The sequence below is a fragment of the Aeromicrobium marinum DSM 15272 genome (assembly GCF_000160775.2).
Lineage (GTDB): Bacteria > Actinomycetota > Actinomycetes > Propionibacteriales > Nocardioidaceae > Aeromicrobium > Aeromicrobium marinum.
The window spans coordinates 984,260-998,236 of sequence record NZ_CM001024.1 but is presented as its reverse complement, the minus strand read 5'-3'; the positions used below and the strand labels follow the sequence as shown (position 1 = coordinate 998,236).

18 protein-coding genes are annotated in these 13,977 nt (G+C 70.8%); all 18 read right to left on the bottom strand.

From position 1 onward, the window contains the following. Window positions 1–95: 95 nt before the first annotated feature. Entirely contained in the window at window positions 96–626 is a 531-nt protein-coding gene (locus HMPREF0063_RS05230; RefSeq protein ID WP_007077608.1) for an adenine phosphoribosyltransferase, read from the bottom strand. 4 nt (window positions 627–630) lie between these two features. Then, entirely contained in the window at window positions 631–1,068 is a 438-nt protein-coding gene (locus tag HMPREF0063_RS17075) for a hypothetical protein (RefSeq protein WP_007077607.1), read from the bottom strand. A gap of 85 nt (window positions 1,069–1,153) precedes the next feature. Continuing rightward, on the bottom strand, window positions 1,154–1,477 hold the full coding sequence (yajC, locus tag HMPREF0063_RS05220) for a preprotein translocase subunit YajC (protein ID WP_169309969.1): 324 nt from the start codon (window positions 1,475–1,477) through the stop codon (window positions 1,154–1,156). An 89-nt stretch (window positions 1,478–1,566) separates the two neighbouring features. Next, window positions 1,567–2,622, bottom strand: coding sequence for a Holliday junction branch migration DNA helicase RuvB (gene ruvB, locus HMPREF0063_RS05215; RefSeq protein ID WP_007077605.1), 1,056 nt, complete (start codon window positions 2,620–2,622; stop codon window positions 1,567–1,569). Beyond that, window positions 2,619–3,218, bottom strand: a complete 600-nt coding sequence (gene ruvA / locus HMPREF0063_RS05210; RefSeq protein ID WP_007077604.1) for a Holliday junction branch migration protein RuvA — start codon at window positions 3,216–3,218, stop codon at window positions 2,619–2,621. The genes ruvB and ruvA overlap by 4 nt, the downstream gene beginning before the upstream one ends. Continuing rightward, the gene (gene ruvC, locus HMPREF0063_RS05205) at window positions 3,215–3,724 is read right to left on the bottom strand and encodes a crossover junction endodeoxyribonuclease RuvC (RefSeq protein WP_007077603.1); all 510 of its coding nucleotides are present in this window, start codon (window positions 3,722–3,724) and stop codon (window positions 3,215–3,217) included. The genes ruvA and ruvC overlap by 4 nt, the downstream gene beginning before the upstream one ends. Before the next feature lie 161 nt (window positions 3,725–3,885). Continuing rightward, window positions 3,886–4,644 carry a YebC/PmpR family DNA-binding transcriptional regulator gene (locus HMPREF0063_RS05200; RefSeq protein WP_007077602.1) on the bottom strand — a complete coding sequence of 253 codons (759 nt, stop codon included), beginning with the start codon at window positions 4,642–4,644 and terminating at the stop codon, window positions 3,886–3,888. A 39-nt stretch (window positions 4,645–4,683) separates the two neighbouring features. Next, complete coding sequence (gene pdxT, locus HMPREF0063_RS05195; RefSeq protein ID WP_040320114.1) at window positions 4,684–5,286, bottom strand: pyridoxal 5'-phosphate synthase glutaminase subunit PdxT; 603 nt, start codon at window positions 5,284–5,286, stop codon at window positions 4,684–4,686. A 58-nt stretch (window positions 5,287–5,344) separates the two neighbouring features. Further along, a complete protein-coding gene (locus HMPREF0063_RS15675) occupies window positions 5,345–6,421 on the bottom strand; it encodes a signal peptidase I (RefSeq protein ID WP_007077600.1) in 1,077 nt (358 codons plus the stop codon). Continuing rightward, window positions 6,418–7,047, bottom strand: coding sequence for a TasA family protein (locus HMPREF0063_RS15670; RefSeq protein ID WP_050760908.1), 630 nt, complete (start codon window positions 7,045–7,047; stop codon window positions 6,418–6,420). Before HMPREF0063_RS15670 ends, HMPREF0063_RS15675 begins: the two co-directional genes overlap by 4 nt. Next, window positions 7,040–7,660 (bottom strand): hypothetical protein, encoded by a 621-nt coding sequence (locus HMPREF0063_RS05180; protein WP_007077598.1) that lies wholly within the window; start codon window positions 7,658–7,660, stop codon window positions 7,040–7,042. The genes HMPREF0063_RS15670 and HMPREF0063_RS05180 overlap by 8 nt, the downstream gene beginning before the upstream one ends. Next, window positions 7,657–8,247, bottom strand: a complete 591-nt coding sequence (locus HMPREF0063_RS05175) for a signal peptidase I (protein ID WP_007077597.1) — start codon at window positions 8,245–8,247, stop codon at window positions 7,657–7,659. Before HMPREF0063_RS05175 ends, HMPREF0063_RS05180 begins: the two co-directional genes overlap by 4 nt. Window positions 8,248–8,308: 61 nt before the next feature. Then, the gene (locus HMPREF0063_RS05170) at window positions 8,309–8,893 is read right to left on the bottom strand and encodes an alternate-type signal peptide domain-containing protein (protein WP_007077596.1); all 585 of its coding nucleotides are present in this window, start codon (window positions 8,891–8,893) and stop codon (window positions 8,309–8,311) included. Window positions 8,894–9,039: 146 nt separating this feature from the next. Beyond that, window positions 9,040–9,888, bottom strand: a complete 849-nt coding sequence (gene pdxS / locus HMPREF0063_RS05165; RefSeq protein WP_211208793.1) for a pyridoxal 5'-phosphate synthase lyase subunit PdxS — start codon at window positions 9,886–9,888, stop codon at window positions 9,040–9,042. Between the two features lie 132 nt (window positions 9,889–10,020). Further along, window positions 10,021–11,700, bottom strand: a complete 1,680-nt coding sequence (locus HMPREF0063_RS05160) for an FAD-dependent oxidoreductase (RefSeq protein WP_007077594.1) — start codon at window positions 11,698–11,700, stop codon at window positions 10,021–10,023. A gap of 1 nt (window position 11,701) precedes the next feature. Beyond that, on the bottom strand, window positions 11,702–12,694 hold the full coding sequence (locus tag HMPREF0063_RS05155; protein ID WP_007077593.1) for an AurF N-oxygenase family protein: 993 nt from the start codon (window positions 12,692–12,694) through the stop codon (window positions 11,702–11,704). Between the two features lie 105 nt (window positions 12,695–12,799). Beyond that, window positions 12,800–13,447 (bottom strand): phosphatidylinositol phosphate synthase, encoded by a 648-nt coding sequence (gene pgsA, locus HMPREF0063_RS05150; RefSeq protein ID WP_007077592.1) that lies wholly within the window; start codon window positions 13,445–13,447, stop codon window positions 12,800–12,802. Next, entirely contained in the window at window positions 13,447–13,974 is a 528-nt protein-coding gene (locus HMPREF0063_RS05145; protein ID WP_007077591.1) for an HIT family protein, read from the bottom strand. Before HMPREF0063_RS05145 ends, pgsA begins: the two co-directional genes overlap by 1 nt. Window positions 13,975–13,977 lie beyond the last annotated feature (3 nt).

Below are 13,977 nucleotides of genomic sequence, written 5' to 3'. Positions count from 1 at the left end.
CGGTGCCGAGCACCAGCACGCTGACCAGCACGATGGCCACGATGCGTCGTTGCGATGCGTTCATGAGATCTCCTGGGGTGGGTCAGGGTCGTCGGTCAGAAGGTGTGCAGCGCGAGACAGGGCCGGCCGGTCAGCAGGTCCCGACCGCCGAGTCCGTCGATCTCGATCATCACGGCGGTGGCGAGCACCTCGGCGCCGACCCGGTTGACCAGGTCGATCGTGGCCTGCAGCGTGCCGCCCGTGGCGAGGACGTCGTCGACGACGACGACCCGTGCGCCGGGCTCCAGCGCGTCCGCGTGCATCTCGATCGTCGCGGACCCGTACTCCAGGTCGTAGGACGAGCTGACGACGTCGGCCGGCAGCTTGCCGGCCTTGCGGACCGGGATGAACCCGACCCCGAGGGTGCGTGCCACGGCGACCCCGAGCAGGAAGCCGCGCGCCTCGACCCCGAGCACGGCGTCGATCCGTCCGAGGTCGCCGATCTGCTCGCTCAGCTCGTCGACGACCTCCGCCCAGGCGGTGGCGTCACCCAACAGCGGGCTGATGTCGCGGAATACGACACCGGCCTGCGGCCAGTCCGGCACCGGGCGGACCAGCCGCTCGATGTGCCGGGCGGCGCCGCTCACCGGATCACTCGCTGAGGTCGACGTCGCACTCGTCGAGCGCGTGCTCCTCGATCGCCGTGAAGGCGGCCTGGGAGTCCTCGTTGGCGAGGTTGGCGTACGCCTCCTGGATCGCCGCGGTGGCGTCCTCGTCGAGGGTCGTCGGGTCGATGTCCTCGAGGTTGGCCAGGTCGAGGCCGGCATCCTCCAGCGCGCTCTGGAACCCCTCGAGGTTCGAGTCGACCGTCTCCCAGTCGTCAGCGACCTCGTCGGGGGCCGACTCGGCGAGCTGACCGAAGGCGGCGAAGACCTCTTCGGCCGTCTCGGACGTCAGCTCGGACGCACTGGCGAAGTCGTCCTGCAACGACTCGAGGTCCCCGCAGTAGTCGCCGGAGCCCCCGCCGCAGGCGGAGAGGGTCGTGACGCCGACCAGGACCGTCGCGGCCAGGGACAGGGACTTCTTCATGGGTACTCCTCAAGTCGGGTGAACGTGGACCACGCTATCGGTCCGGCGGTGACCGGAGGTCGCCACCTCATGGTTGACCGACGGTTCAGTCGGTGCGTCCGTCGACGTCGTCGTCGCTCGTCCGGTGCTCGTAGGGTTCCTCGGCCGGGTCGTCGACGACGCGGCCGACGGCCTGCCGGAGGATCTCGATCGTGACGCCGGGTGCGATCTCGACCTGCAGCCGGTCGTCGACGACGCCGGTGACGGTACCGAAGATCCCGCTGGCGGTCATGATCTCGCGGCCCGGTTCGATCGCCTGCTGGACGGCGGTGAACTCCTTCTGCCGCTTGCGAGCCGGTCGCACCAGCAGGAGCCAGAAGACCAGGGCGATCAGGACGAGGGGCAGGAAGTTGGCCACTGCTTCGTTCACGGGTCTCTCCAGGAGATCGACGGTCCCGCGGCACGGGATGGCCGGGCGGCCACCCGAAGTCTAGGGGGCGGCCGGTGGGGCACCACCGCTCAGGAGGGGTCGTCGGTGCCGAGCGTCAGCTGGTCGAGGCCGGCCGGGACGGCCATCCCCAGGTGCCGCCACGCCGCCGGCGTGGCGACCCGACCTCGCGGGGTCCGGGCGAGGAACCCCAATCGGACCAGGAAGGGCTCGGCGACCTCCTCGACGGTCTCGCGCTCCTCGCCGACCGCGACGGCGAGGGTCGACAGGCCCACCGGCCCGCCACCGAAGCTCGAGCACAGGGCGGTCAGCACGGCGCGGTCGAGCCGGTCCAGACCGATGGCGTCGACCTCGTAGAGGTCGAGGGCGGCCCGGGCCGCGGCCTCGTCGAGGACACCGCCGGTCCTGACCTCGGCGAAGTCACGGACCCGGCGCAGCAACCGGTTGGCGATCCGCGGGGTCCCGCGCGAGCGGGAGGCGATCTCGTGGCCGGCGGCGTCGGAGAGGTCGAGCGCGAGCAGGTCGGCCGATCGGCGCACGATGCGGTGCAGGTCGGCCGCGTCGTAGAAGTCGAGCTGGGCGGTGAACCCGAAGCGGTCGCGCAGAGGCCCGGGCAGCAGCCCGGCGCGGGTGGTGGCCCCGACCACCGTGAACGGCGGGATCTCCAGCGGGATGGCGGTGGCGCCGGGCCCCTTGCCGACGACCACGTCGACACGGAAGTCCTCCATCGCCATGTACAGCAGCTCCTCGGCGGGCCGTGACATCCGGTGGATCTCGTCGATGAACAGCACGTCACCCTCGCCGATGCCCGACAGGATGGCCGCGAGGTCGCCGGCGTGCTGGATCGCGGGCCCGCTGGTGATCCGCAACGGGGCCGCCACCTGGTGCGCGATGATCATCGCCAGGGTGGTCTTGCCCAGCCCCGGCGGGCCGGACAGCAGCACGTGGTCGGGGGTGCTGCCGCGGGCGATGGCAGCGTCGAGCACCAACGACAGCTGTTCGCGGACCCGGTCCTGACCGATCAGCTCGGTGAGGGTACGGGGCCGCAGCGCCGCCTCGAAGGCGCGGTCCTCGGCGCCCGCCACCGCGGTGACGACGCCGGACTCGTCGAACTGCTCGTCGTTCATCGGGTCCTCGCGAGCGACCGCAGGGCGTCGCGCAACAGGGTGGAGACGTCGGCCGCGGCGCCGGGATCGTCGGCGAGATCGGCCGCGACGTTGTCGACCGCGCGCTCGGCGTCGCGGGCGGGCCAGCCGAGGCCGAGCAGCGCCTCGTGCACCTGCTCGCGCCACGCGGGCGCACCGGTGGGGGCGGCGCTGCCGGCCAGGCCGACCCGGTCCTTCAGCTCGACGACGATCCGCTCGGCGCCCTTGCGTCCGATGCCCGGGACCGACATCAGGGTCGAGTGGTCGGCCTGCGCGATGGCCTGGCGCAACCGGTCGGGGTCGAGCACCGCGAGCATCGCCAGTGCCACCTTGGGCCCGACGCCGCTGGCGGTCTGCACGAGCTCGAACATGTCGCGCTCGGTGGCGTCGGCGAAGCCGTAGACGGTCATCGAGTCCTCGCGGACGACGAGCGTGGTGGCCAGCTGGGCCTCCTGGCCGATCCGCAGCCCGGCGATCGTGCCGGGGGTGCACCGGGTGAGGTAGCCGACCCCACCGACGTCGAGCACGACGGAGTCCAACGAGACCGCGGCGACGGTGCCGCGCAACGAGGCGATCACCGGCCGGCCGCCTTCGCGACGGCCTCGGCAAGGCGGTTCTGCGCTCCCCCGCGCCAGAGGTGACAGATCGCGATCGCGAGGGCGTCGGCGGCGTCGGCGGGCCGGGGTGCCTCGGTGAGCCGCAGCAGCCGGGTGACCATCTGGGTGACCTGCGCCTTGTCGGCGCGGCCGCTGCCGGTGACCGCCGCCTTGACCTCGCTGGGGGTGTGCAGGTGCACCTCGATGCCGTGGCGCGCCGCCAGCATCATCGCGACGCCGCTGACCTGCGCGGTGCCCATGACGGTGCGCACGTTGTGCTGGCTGAACACCCGCTCGACGGCCACGGCGTCGGGCCGGTGCAGCAGGAGCCGCTCCTCGATGCCGTCGGCCAGGATCCGCAGCCGTCGGGCCGGGTCGAGGTCGGCGGGGGTGCGCAGCACGTCGACGTCGAGCATCGTGAGCGGCCTGCCCACCGAGCCTTCGACGACGCCCAGCCCGAGCCGCGTGAGGCCCGGGTCGATGCCCATGACCCTGCGCGGGCCGCCCTGGAGAGAACGCATGTTCGAACCCTAGCCGAGCCCGCCGGCACTCCCCCGCCGACACACCCGACTTCCCGCTGGCAGTGACGTTTCGGCCCCGGATCGGCCGAATTCGGGGCCGAAACGTCACTGCCAGCGGGGACGGGGGGTCAGATCTGGGCGAGGACCTCGTCGGAGGCGTCGAAGTTGGCGAACACGTTCTGCACGTCGTCGCAGTCCTCGAGGGCGTCGATCAGCTTGAGCACCTTGGTGGCGCCGTCGACGTCGACCTCGACGTTGACCGACGGCACGAACGAGGCGTCGGCGGAGTCGTAGTCCAGGCCCGCGTCCTGCAGGGCGGTGCGCACCGCCACCAGGTCGGTGGCCTCGCAGATGACCTCGAAGGACTCGCCGTGGTCGTTGACCTCCTCGGCCCCCGCGTCGAGCACGGCCAGCAGGATGTCGTCCTCGGTGGTGGCCCCGCCCTCCTGCTCCGCGGGCACGATGATGACGCCCTTGCGCGCGAACATGTACGACACCGAGCCCGGGTCGGCCATCGTGCCGCCGTTGCGGGTCATGGCGGTGCGGACCTCCATGGCGGCGCGGTTGCGGTTGTCGGTGAGGCACTCGACGAGCATCGCCACCCCGTTCGGGCCGTAGCCCTCGTACATGATGGTGATGTAGTCCACCGCGTCGTCGCCCACGCCGCCGCCGCGCTTGACGGCACGGTCGATGTTGTCGTTGGGGACCGAGGACTTCTTGGCCTTCTGGATCGCGTCGTACAACGTGGGGTTGCCGTCGGGGTCGGGACCGCCCATCCGCGCCGCGACCTCGATGTTCTTGATCAGCTTGGCGAACATCTTGCCGCGCTTGGCATCGATCGCGGCCTTCTTGTGCTTGGTCGTCGCCCACTTGGAATGACCTGACATGGCGCGTCCCTCCTCCGGCTGGTGCTCTACGCAGAATCTCTACATCGTGCGAACGTGGTCGACGAAGAGTCCGTGCACACGGTCGTCGTGTCCCACCTCGGGGTGGAACGACGTGGCCATCAGGGCACCTTGTCGAACGGCGACGATCCTACCCGCGGCCTCCCCGGTGGGAACGGTGGCAAGCACCTCGACCGCCTCACCGACCTGCTCGACCCACGGCGCCCGGATGAACACGGCGTGCACGGGTGCGTCGAGCCCGGCCATGTCGAGGTCGCCCTCGAAGGAGTCGACCTGTCGGCCGAAGGCGTTGCGGCGCACCGTCACGTCGAGCCCGCCCAGCGTCCGCTGGTCGGTGGTGCCGTCGGTGATCCGGTCGGCCAGCAGGATCATGCCCGCGCACGTGCCGAAGGCCGGCATCCCGCCCGCGATCCGCTCCCGCAGGGGCTCGAACAGCTCGAACGTGACCGCCAGCTTGTGCATCGTGGTCGACTCGCCACCGGGCAGCACGATCGCGTCGCACTGCTCCAGCTCGGCTGGCCGGCGGACGGCGAGCGTGGAGGCGCCGAGCCGCCGGAGCGCGGCCAGGTGCTCCCGGACGTCACCCTGCAGGGCGAACACACCGATCGTGGGGGAAGCAGGCACCCCGCCACCGTAGTGGCGACGGGGTGATCCGCAGGACGACGGCTCAGGGGACGACCGTTCAGGGGTTGACGGTGCAGGACTTGTTGCCGATCCCGTTGCCCGGACCGAAGTCGAAGCTGACACTGCCCAATTCGGTACCCAGGGTCCGGGTGACCGTCACGACGCCCGAGCGGTTGTTGAACTGCGGCGAGGTCCACTGGCGCGCGTTGCCCAGCAGCGCGTCCGGCAGGCCCAGGGCCAGGCTGTTGCCGAGGTTGTTGGCGGACACGGTCCAGCCGAGCAGCGGGTTCTGCGCCGACACCCAGTCCAGACGGATGCCGAAGCCGCCGCCGATCGGCACCACGGTGCACGTGAGGACCTGGACGGGGGCCTGCTGCATCGAGAACGTCCCGGTCGTCACGGCTGCGTTGTCGACCCACGCGGCCGTGGTGGACGTCGTGCTGCCGACGCCGACCGCGGCGACGACCGCGACCATCGCCGCGAGCGTCATCCGACCCTTGCCCCGGCGCGCCGCCCGACCGCCGGACCGCCCCGGCTCGTCCGCAGGCGTGTCGTCCGCCTCGGTCGGTTCCACCGCGTCGGTGGGGCCGGGTCCCGCGCCGGGCCCCGGGGTGTGGTCGTCGTCGCGTCGGCGCGCGAAGACGGTGGTGAGCAGCAGACCCACCAGGAGTCCGCCCCCGAAGATGCCGGCGGGGCCGGAGAGTGCCGACACGACGTAGCCCAGCCGCGGTACGTCGAACAGGATCCGGTCCGCCGACTGCACCACGTACGGGTCGGCGTCGGGCACGGGATTCGCGTCGCCCTGCAGGACCAGGGTGGCCTCGGACCCGGAGGTCGTCAGCGAGACGATCCGGTGGGTCACCAGCACACCGCGGGCGTCACGGACGGTGACGACGTCACCGACGACCAGCTCGGACGCGTCGGTCGTGCGCGACAGCGCCAGGGCGCCGGTCTGGATCTCCGGCTCCATCGAGCCGGACCGGAAGATGACCGGCCGGACGTCGAAGGCCATCCCGGCCAGGGCGATGGTCAGACACAGCACGCCGAGCACCGCACCCGCGGTCAACGCCGTCTCGCGGCCGGCTCGCCTGAGGCGAGACGTGCGCGACGACGCGGGGGCGCGGTGCTGGGTCACGGAGCGACCTGCGTGGCCGTCAGGTTGAAGGTCGCGGTACCGGTGGTGCCGCCCTGCGTGATGGGGGTGTTCTGGTCGAGCGTGACGACGACGCAGAAGGTCTGCGACCCGCCGGGCGCCACCGTGGGCGGCGTCGCGATGACCGACTGGCCCGTCAACGCGGCCGGCCCCACCTGGGGCGTGCCTCCGGTGCAGCTGCCCACCCGGTTGTTGGCAGCCTGGGTGCCGATCGTGCCGGCCACGGCGTTGGTGCGCACCGTGAACCGCAGGTTCGGTCCGAGCACACCGGCTGCCGTGCCCGTGGCGGTGTAGGTGAAGCCGACCGAGCCGGCGTTGTTGACCGTGAAGCTCGCGGCCACGCTCTCGCCGGGCGCCAGGTTGAGCGCCGAGAGCTGGTTGGCGACGTACGGGGCGGGCTTGCCCTCGTTGGCACCGTCGACCCGCAGGTCGAGGGTGCCCGCGACGAATCCGCCGGTGCTGACCGTCGCGGTGTCGGTCCAGAAGGCCATCGTGCTGACGGCGCCGAGGCCGAGCACGATGCCCAGGCTGAGGACGGCGCGGACACGGCCCGACCGTCGGGGCGACCGACGGACGGTCCGGCGGGATGTCGCTCGGTGTTCAGACATGATCGTTCTCCTCCTGGCGGCGCCTGGACGTCGCGATGATGCCGCCGCCGAGCAGGGCGAGGCCGATGATGAGGGCGGGCAGCGGGGCGCCACCGGTGCCGGGCAGGACTCCGTCGTCGATGTCGACGACGCCGTTCGGGTCCTGGGTGAGCCGGACCCGGAAGTCCAGCTCGAGCTGCTTGGTCTGCGACTGGTTGACCGACTCCGGCGCGAAGGACACCTCGACGTCGACCCGGGTCACCTGACCGGAGGAGATCCCGAGGTCCTCGACCAGCCGCTGGGTACCGGTGGTGGAGATGTCGCGCCACGGACCGTCGGCGCCACGGGCCGAGATGGTGAGATCGCCGGTCTCCAGCAGCGAGTCGACCTCGCTGCCGAGGACGTCGATGCTCAGGAAGGCCGCCTCACCCGCCTGGTTGCGGACGAAGAACGACGAGCCGCGGGTGTCGCCGGGGACCCATCGCACCTCAGGGTCGTAGAGCGGCTGTGCCAGCCCCTGCCCGAAGGTGACCCCGTCGTTGCTGAGGCCGATGCGCGGATCCGCAGCGGCCGGTGACGACACCAGCAACGCCAGGACGAGGGCCAGCACCACGGTGGTGGTCGATCTGATCATCGCGGCGCTCCTTCCTCGGTCGAGATGTTCTGGTGGGTGGTGCTGCGGGTCGTGCGCCGGTCGCGCACCGCCCCGACGAACATGAATCCTGCGTAGCCGACCAGTGCGGTCGCGACGGCCACGGTCGCCACCTGTCGGGTGTCGTTCGAGATCTTGGTCGTGATGTGGCCGATGAACGGGATGGCGTACCACCGCTCCCCCCGGACCTGCACCGGCAGTACCGCGTCGGCGTCCGGGATGTCGTTCGCGTCGCCCTGCGTGATCAGTCTCAGCTCGCCGGTGAGGTCGTACTCGACGCCCACGACGCGGTGCGTCACGACCGTCGGTCGTCCCGACTCCAGCTGGTAGGTGATCACGTCGCCCACCCGGACCTCCTCGGCCTCCACCGGCCGGGTGACGACCAGCGTCCCCGGTGGCATGCCCGGCTCCATGGAGCTGGTCAACACGGTGTAGGGCGTCGCACCCGCGATGCGGGGCACGACGACCGCTGCCGCGACGACGAGACCGACTCCCAGGATGACCGTCCAGGCGATGACCTGGCCGATCCACCGCAGGGGTCCGATCGCGTCGAGCCGATGAGTGGTCATGGGCGGACCGCCGGACCTCGGGGCGGTTCCGTGGTGGAACCGCCCCGGGGGCCAGTGGCGATCAGTTCGGGTCGACCTGCGTCAGGGTGACCGTGAGGTCGTCCAGCGCGGCGGTGATGCCCTGGGTCAGGTTGCCGTTGACACCCGGGGTCGTCGGGGCCGCGGAGCCGAACGGGTCGTCCGCGGTGCCGTAGTCGATGTCGACGAGGAAGGTCACGACGACCTCCGCGCCGTCGTCGGCGGACGTGATCGTGTCGCCGTCGGCGGCCGGGTCGCCGCCGATCGTGTAGGTCGTGTCGACCGTGGCGGTGAGCACCTCGCCGCTGTCGGTCTCGAAGGTCACCGTGTCGGGGGCCGCGAGGAGGGCCTCGAGGTTGTCGCCGGTCGCACCGATCTCGAAGGTGCAGTCCTTGGTGACGATGTCGCCGGGCACGAACAGCACGACATCGTCGCCCTCGCTGGCCGCACCATCGGCGTACACGAACTCGGGATCGCAGGTGCCGTCGGTCAGGGTCAGGGTGCCCGCGGTGATGGAGCCGCCGTCGGCAACGCCGTCAGCGGTCCAGAAGGCGAGGGTGCCGGCGCCGCCGAGCAGGAGGGCAGCGGCCGCGCCCGCGGCGAGTGCGCCCTTGGTGGACTTCTTCATGAACTTCTCCTTGGATCGAAGGCTTGATCGCCATTCGATCCAAGCCCTTCGTCCAAAGAACGTCACACCCGGTGGTTCATGACGCAACTCGGAAGAAAGATTTCAAGAATCTTTTCCGTCTGCCGTACGCCGGCGTCGTTCCGGCGTCACCAGCCGCGGTCGGCCAGGCGGTGCGGCTCGGGGATGTCGTCGACGTTGATGCCGACCATCGCCTCGCCCAGACCGCGCGAGACCTTGGCGATGACGTCGGGGTCGTCGAAGAACGTGGTGGCCTGCACGATGGCCGCGGCGCGCTGCGAGGGGTTGCCGGACTTGAAGATGCCGGACCCCACGAACACGCCCTCGGCACCCAGCTGCATCATCATGGCCGCGTCCGCCGGGGTCGCGATGCCGCCGGCGGTGAACAGCACGACGGGGAGCTTGCCACTCTCGGCGACCTCCTTGACCAGCTCGTACGGCGCCTGCAGCTCCTTGGCGGCGACGAACAGCTCGTCCTCGCTCAGCGACTGCAGCCGGCGGATCTCGCCGCCGATCTTGCGCATGTGCATCGTGGCGTTCGAGACGTCGCCGGTGCCGGCCTCACCCTTGGAGCGGATCATCGCCGCGCCCTCGGTGAGCCGGCGCAGCGCCTCGCCGAGGTTGGTGGCGCCGCACACGAACGGGACGGTGAACTTCCACTTGTCGATGTGGTTGGTGTAGTCGGCCGGGGTCAGCACCTCGGACTCGTCGATGTAGTCGACGCCGAGGGACTGCAACACCTGGGCTTCGGTGAAGTGCCCGATGCGGGCCTTGGCCATGACGGGGATCGAGACGGCCTCGATGATGCCGTCGATCAGGTCGGGGTCGCTCATGCGCGCCACGCCGCCCTGGGCGCGGATGTCGGCGGGGACCCGCTCGAGTGCCATGACCGCGACCGCTCCGGCGTCCTCGGCGATCTTCGCCTGGGTCGCGTCGACGACGTCCATGATGACGCCACCCTTGAGCATCTCGGCCATGCCTCGCTTGACGCGGGAGGTGCCGGTGCTGACGGGGGTCGGGTCGTTGCTCACGTAGTTCTCCGGTATCGATCGCAGTGGTTCAGTGCACCCTCGATTCTACGCGCGCACCCCTGGCGTCGCCCCGCGGTCTCAGCGGATGAGCGAGCGGCGCTGACGCCGCGGCGCCGCAGCGGCGACTCGCAGGTCCGCGCGGTCGGTGAACCGCCGGGCCACACGACCGGCCGCGGCACCGTTCTCGCGTTCGGCACGCTCGATGCGTCGCCACCCGGCGAGGTCGATCGCGTCGGGGAACCGCTCGGTCACCAACCGGTCGAACGCCCGGGCGCTGCCGGTGGGCGCGGGCAGACGACCGCCCAGGAAGTCCTCCAGCAGGTGGTTGACCGTCTCGAGCGAGCACGACTTGTTGGTACCGATGAAGCCGCTCGGACCACGCTTGATCCACCCGGCGGCGTAGAGGCCACGCACGTGACCGCCGTCCGGCCCGTCGAGCACCCGACCCTCGAGGTTCGGGACCACGGCACGCTGCTCGTCGAACGGGACGCCGGCGACCGGGATCGACCGGTAGCCGACCGACCGCAGCACCAAGGACGTCTCCAGGGGTTCGGGCTCGCCGTCGGCGACGGCCCGCACTCCCCCGTCCGGGGTGGGCTCGAGCCGGTTGCGCACGACCTGGAGCCGCTCGACACGGCCGTCGCCCTCGAGGGCGACCGGTGAGGCGCAGAAGCGCAGGACGACGCGGCGGCGACCCTCGCCCCGCGGCGCCGGAACGGCTCGCAGCGCCTCGATCTTCTGACGGGTGACCAGGTCGGCGTCATCGGGCATCGCCAGCCCGCCCGGGTCGTCGACGACGACGTCGATGTCGTCACGGGACACCAGACTGACCAGCTCGGGCACGGTGAAGGCGGCCTGCGCCGGGCCGCGACGACCCAGCACCACGACCTCACGCACACGACTGGCGCGCAGCCGGTCCAGCGCCGGGTCGGCGATGTCGGTGCCGGCCAGTCGCTCGGGGTCGGTGGCCAGGATGCGGGCGACGTCGAGGGCCACGTTGCCGTTGCCGACCACGACCGCACGATCGGCGCTGAGGTCGATGTCGCGGTGGGCGTGGTCGGGATGGCCGTTGTACCAGGCGACGACGTCGGTGGCGGTCTCGCTGCCGGGCAGGTCCTCGCCGGGGATGCCGAGGCTGCGGTCGCGGGAGGCGCCGGTGGCGACGATGACCGCGTGGTGGTGGGCCAGCACCTCGTCGATGCCCAGGTCCGACCCGACCTCGACGCCCAGGTGGTACGAGAAGCCCCGTTGGGCCTCCACCTGGCCGAAGACCCGGGTGACCGAACGGGTGTCGGGATGGTCCGGTGCCACGCCGGCCCGCACGAGTCCGTAGGGCGTGGGAAGCCGGTCGAGCACCGACACCTCGACATCGGCCTGCTTCAGCAGCTCGTCGGCCGCGTACATGGCCGCCGGTCCGGCGCCGACGACGGCGACCCGCAACGTCTCGGCCCGGCTCCGGATGTCGACGACGGCCGGGACGGGGGCCTGCGGCGGGTAGGAGCGTGGCGGGTTGTGGAAGGCCGCGTTGATCTCCAGGAACGGCAGCTCGTGCTCACCCAGTTTGGTGTGCGGCACGATCGCGCCCACGGGGCATGCCCGGACGCACGCACCGCAGTCGACGCACGACACCGGGTCGATGTACAGCATCTCGGCGGTGCCGAAGTCGGGCTCGTCCGGCGTCGGGTGGATGCAGTTGACCGGGCACGCGAACGTGCACGAGGCGTCCGCGCAGCAGGACCGGGTGACGACGTGCGGCACGTCAGGCGGCTGCGCTGAGCTGCACGGGCGGCTCGCTGCGGTAGCGCGACGGACGACCGTCGATCTTCAGCCACGACCAGAGGCGGCGCGAGAACCTGGTCATCAGGCCGGACTCCTCGGCGAGCATGCGCACGTCGCTGAAGATCTCCGAGAGACGCTCGCGCGACTCCGGCGACCGCCAGTAGAGGTCCTTGATGACGTGCTTCGGGATGTCGAACTCGCGGCGGAACTCCTTGCCCGGCACGAGGATCGCGTCGCCCAGCACGCGCATGATGACCGGGTACAGAGCGGCCACGATCTGGCGCTCGATGCGCCCCAGCTTGTGGGCGTTGCGCTGGATGTACAGGTGCGCGAACGAGATGTGCCGCGCCTCCTCGGCGATGTGGATCTCCATCACCCGGCGCAGCACCGGCGGGCCCTCGGCCCCGGCTCGCATGACCTGCTTCTGGGTGTGGTCGATCGGCTCCTCGCCGGCCAGGACGCCGATGAAGAAGGCCAGCGGGAACGCCGAGCCGGCCCACGGCAGGAAGGTGGCGATCTTGCGCATCCAGAACGGCATGCCGGGCACGTCGACACCGATGCGGTTGACGCACTCCTGGAACATCTGCGTGTGGTGGCACTCCTCGGTCGCCTCGTGGGTGAGGTAGCGGTACTCGGCCGAGCCGTTGGGGCGGGTGAAGACGTACTGCATGATGCCGCGGATCAGGATGTTCTCGAACTGCAGGCCGACCTTCATGATGTTGGCCTGGCGCCACTGACCGATCTCGATCTGTCGGGCGACGGGCAGCGCCTGGTACCACGGGTGGCCGCCCAGCGGGTCGGCCCCGGCGGGCAGGATCCAGCGCGCGTCGTCGGGGTCGACGGAGAAGTCCGGGTGGTCCCACTGCACGTCGACGAACGCATCGAAGTGGCGGTCGACCGACGCCTGGGACAGTCGCTTCAGCGACTCCTCGTAGGTCTCGCGGGTCGCGGTGGGCTCGATCGTCTGCGTCATGAATCCTCCTGGGGAGTGGCTCTCCCTCGAGCCTGCTCCATACCGGCAGTATGTGTCAAGACCGATGTTACATGTCGACTGTCACATCGTGCCGGTCGGATCCGTTCAGGGCGTGTCGGGATCGCCCAGCGGCCGCCCGACCGCCTGCCGGTGGACGATCACCATCCGCTGGAACACCGTGACGAGGCTGGCCAGGGCCAGCGCCCACAGGGTGATCTCGGTGAGGAACGGCGCGCCGAACAGACCGTTGAGCCCGGTCATCACCAGGATGGCCACGAGGCGGTCGGCCCGTTCGGCGATGCCGCCCTTGGCCTGCATGCCGAGACTCTCGGCCCGGGCGCGGGCGTAGGAGGTCAGGTTGCCGAGCACCAGGCAGGCCAGGCTGAGGCCCAGGTAGATCTCGGGGTCACCGAGCTGCGACTCGGCGTCGACGGTCGCGTAGTAGAGGACCAGACCGCCGAAGATCGCGGCGTCGCCGACGCGGTCCAGGGTCGAGTCGAGGAACGCACCCCACTTGGACGACTGACCCGACGCCCGGGCCATGTAGCCGTCCATGATGTCGCTGAACACGAAGGCCGTGATGACCAGCACCCCGACGAAGAACTCGCCGCGGGGGAAGAACCACAGCGCGCCGGCGCTGACGCCGAGCGTGCCGACGATCGTCACCTGGTCGGGGGTCACCCCCAGCTTGAGCAACAGGTTGGCCAACGGCGCCCACACGTTGGTCCAGAACTGCCGGAATCGTTCGAGCATCAATCCTCCTGGGGCCACGCGTCGCGCAGCAGGTCGCACGTGTCCTCGAGCAGCTGGGGCATCATCTTGGTGTCGCCGAGCACGGTCATGAAGTTGGCGTCGCCGGACCATCGCGGCACGACGTGCTGGTGCAGGTGGGCCGACAGCGAGCCTCCGGCGACCCCGCCCAGGTTCAGTCCCACGTTGAACCCGTGCGGATGGCTCACGGAGCGGATCGCCACGAGCGCCTGCTGGGTCAGCTGGGCGACCTCGACGGTCTCCGCCGGCGTCAGCTCCGTGTAGTCGGCGACGTGGCGGTCGGGGACGACCATGAGGTGGCCGGGGTTGTACGGGTAGAGGTTCAGCACCACGAAGGCGGTCTCGCCTCGCGTCACGACGATGTCGGAGCCCACGCCGCCCTCGGCCATGCGACAGAACGGACACCGGTCGTCGGGTGCGGGCTCTGCGCCCCGAACGTAGGACATCCGGTGCGGCACCCACAGCCGCTCCAAGCGGTCCTCGTGATCCACACCGGCCACCCTAGCCATCGC

Coding starts and splice junctions, on each gene's coding strand:
- HMPREF0063_RS17075 (WP_007077607.1), bottom strand. CDS start 1,068: ATGAAGAAGTCCCTGTCCCTGGCCGCGACGGTCCTGGTCGGCGTCACG.
- ruvB (WP_007077605.1), bottom strand. CDS start 2,622: ATGAACGACGAGCAGTTCGACGAGTCCGGCGTCGTCACCGCGGTGGCG.
- ruvC (WP_007077603.1), bottom strand. CDS start 3,724: ATGGGCATCGACCCGGGCCTCACGCGGCTCGGGCTGGGCGTCGTCGAA.
- HMPREF0063_RS05200 (WP_007077602.1), bottom strand. CDS start 4,644: ATGTCAGGTCATTCCAAGTGGGCGACGACCAAGCACAAGAAGGCCGCG.
- HMPREF0063_RS15670 (WP_050760908.1), bottom strand. CDS start 7,047: ATGTCTGAACACCGAGCGACATCCCGCCGGACCGTCCGTCGGTCGCCC.
- HMPREF0063_RS05180 (WP_007077598.1), bottom strand. CDS start 7,660: ATGATCAGATCGACCACCACCGTGGTGCTGGCCCTCGTCCTGGCGTTG.
- HMPREF0063_RS05175 (WP_007077597.1), bottom strand. CDS start 8,247: ATGACCACTCATCGGCTCGACGCGATCGGACCCCTGCGGTGGATCGGC.
- HMPREF0063_RS05170 (WP_007077596.1), bottom strand. CDS start 8,893: ATGAAGAAGTCCACCAAGGGCGCACTCGCCGCGGGCGCGGCCGCTGCC.
- pdxS (WP_211208793.1), bottom strand. CDS start 9,888: ATGGCCGAGATGCTCAAGGGTGGCGTCATCATGGACGTCGTCGACGCG.
- HMPREF0063_RS05155 (WP_007077593.1), bottom strand. CDS start 12,694: ATGACGCAGACGATCGAGCCCACCGCGACCCGCGAGACCTACGAGGAG.
- pgsA (WP_007077592.1), bottom strand. CDS start 13,447: ATGCTCGAACGATTCCGGCAGTTCTGGACCAACGTGTGGGCGCCGTTG.
- HMPREF0063_RS05145 (WP_007077591.1), bottom strand. CDS start 13,974: ATGGCTAGGGTGGCCGGTGTGGATCACGAGGACCGCTTGGAGCGGCTG.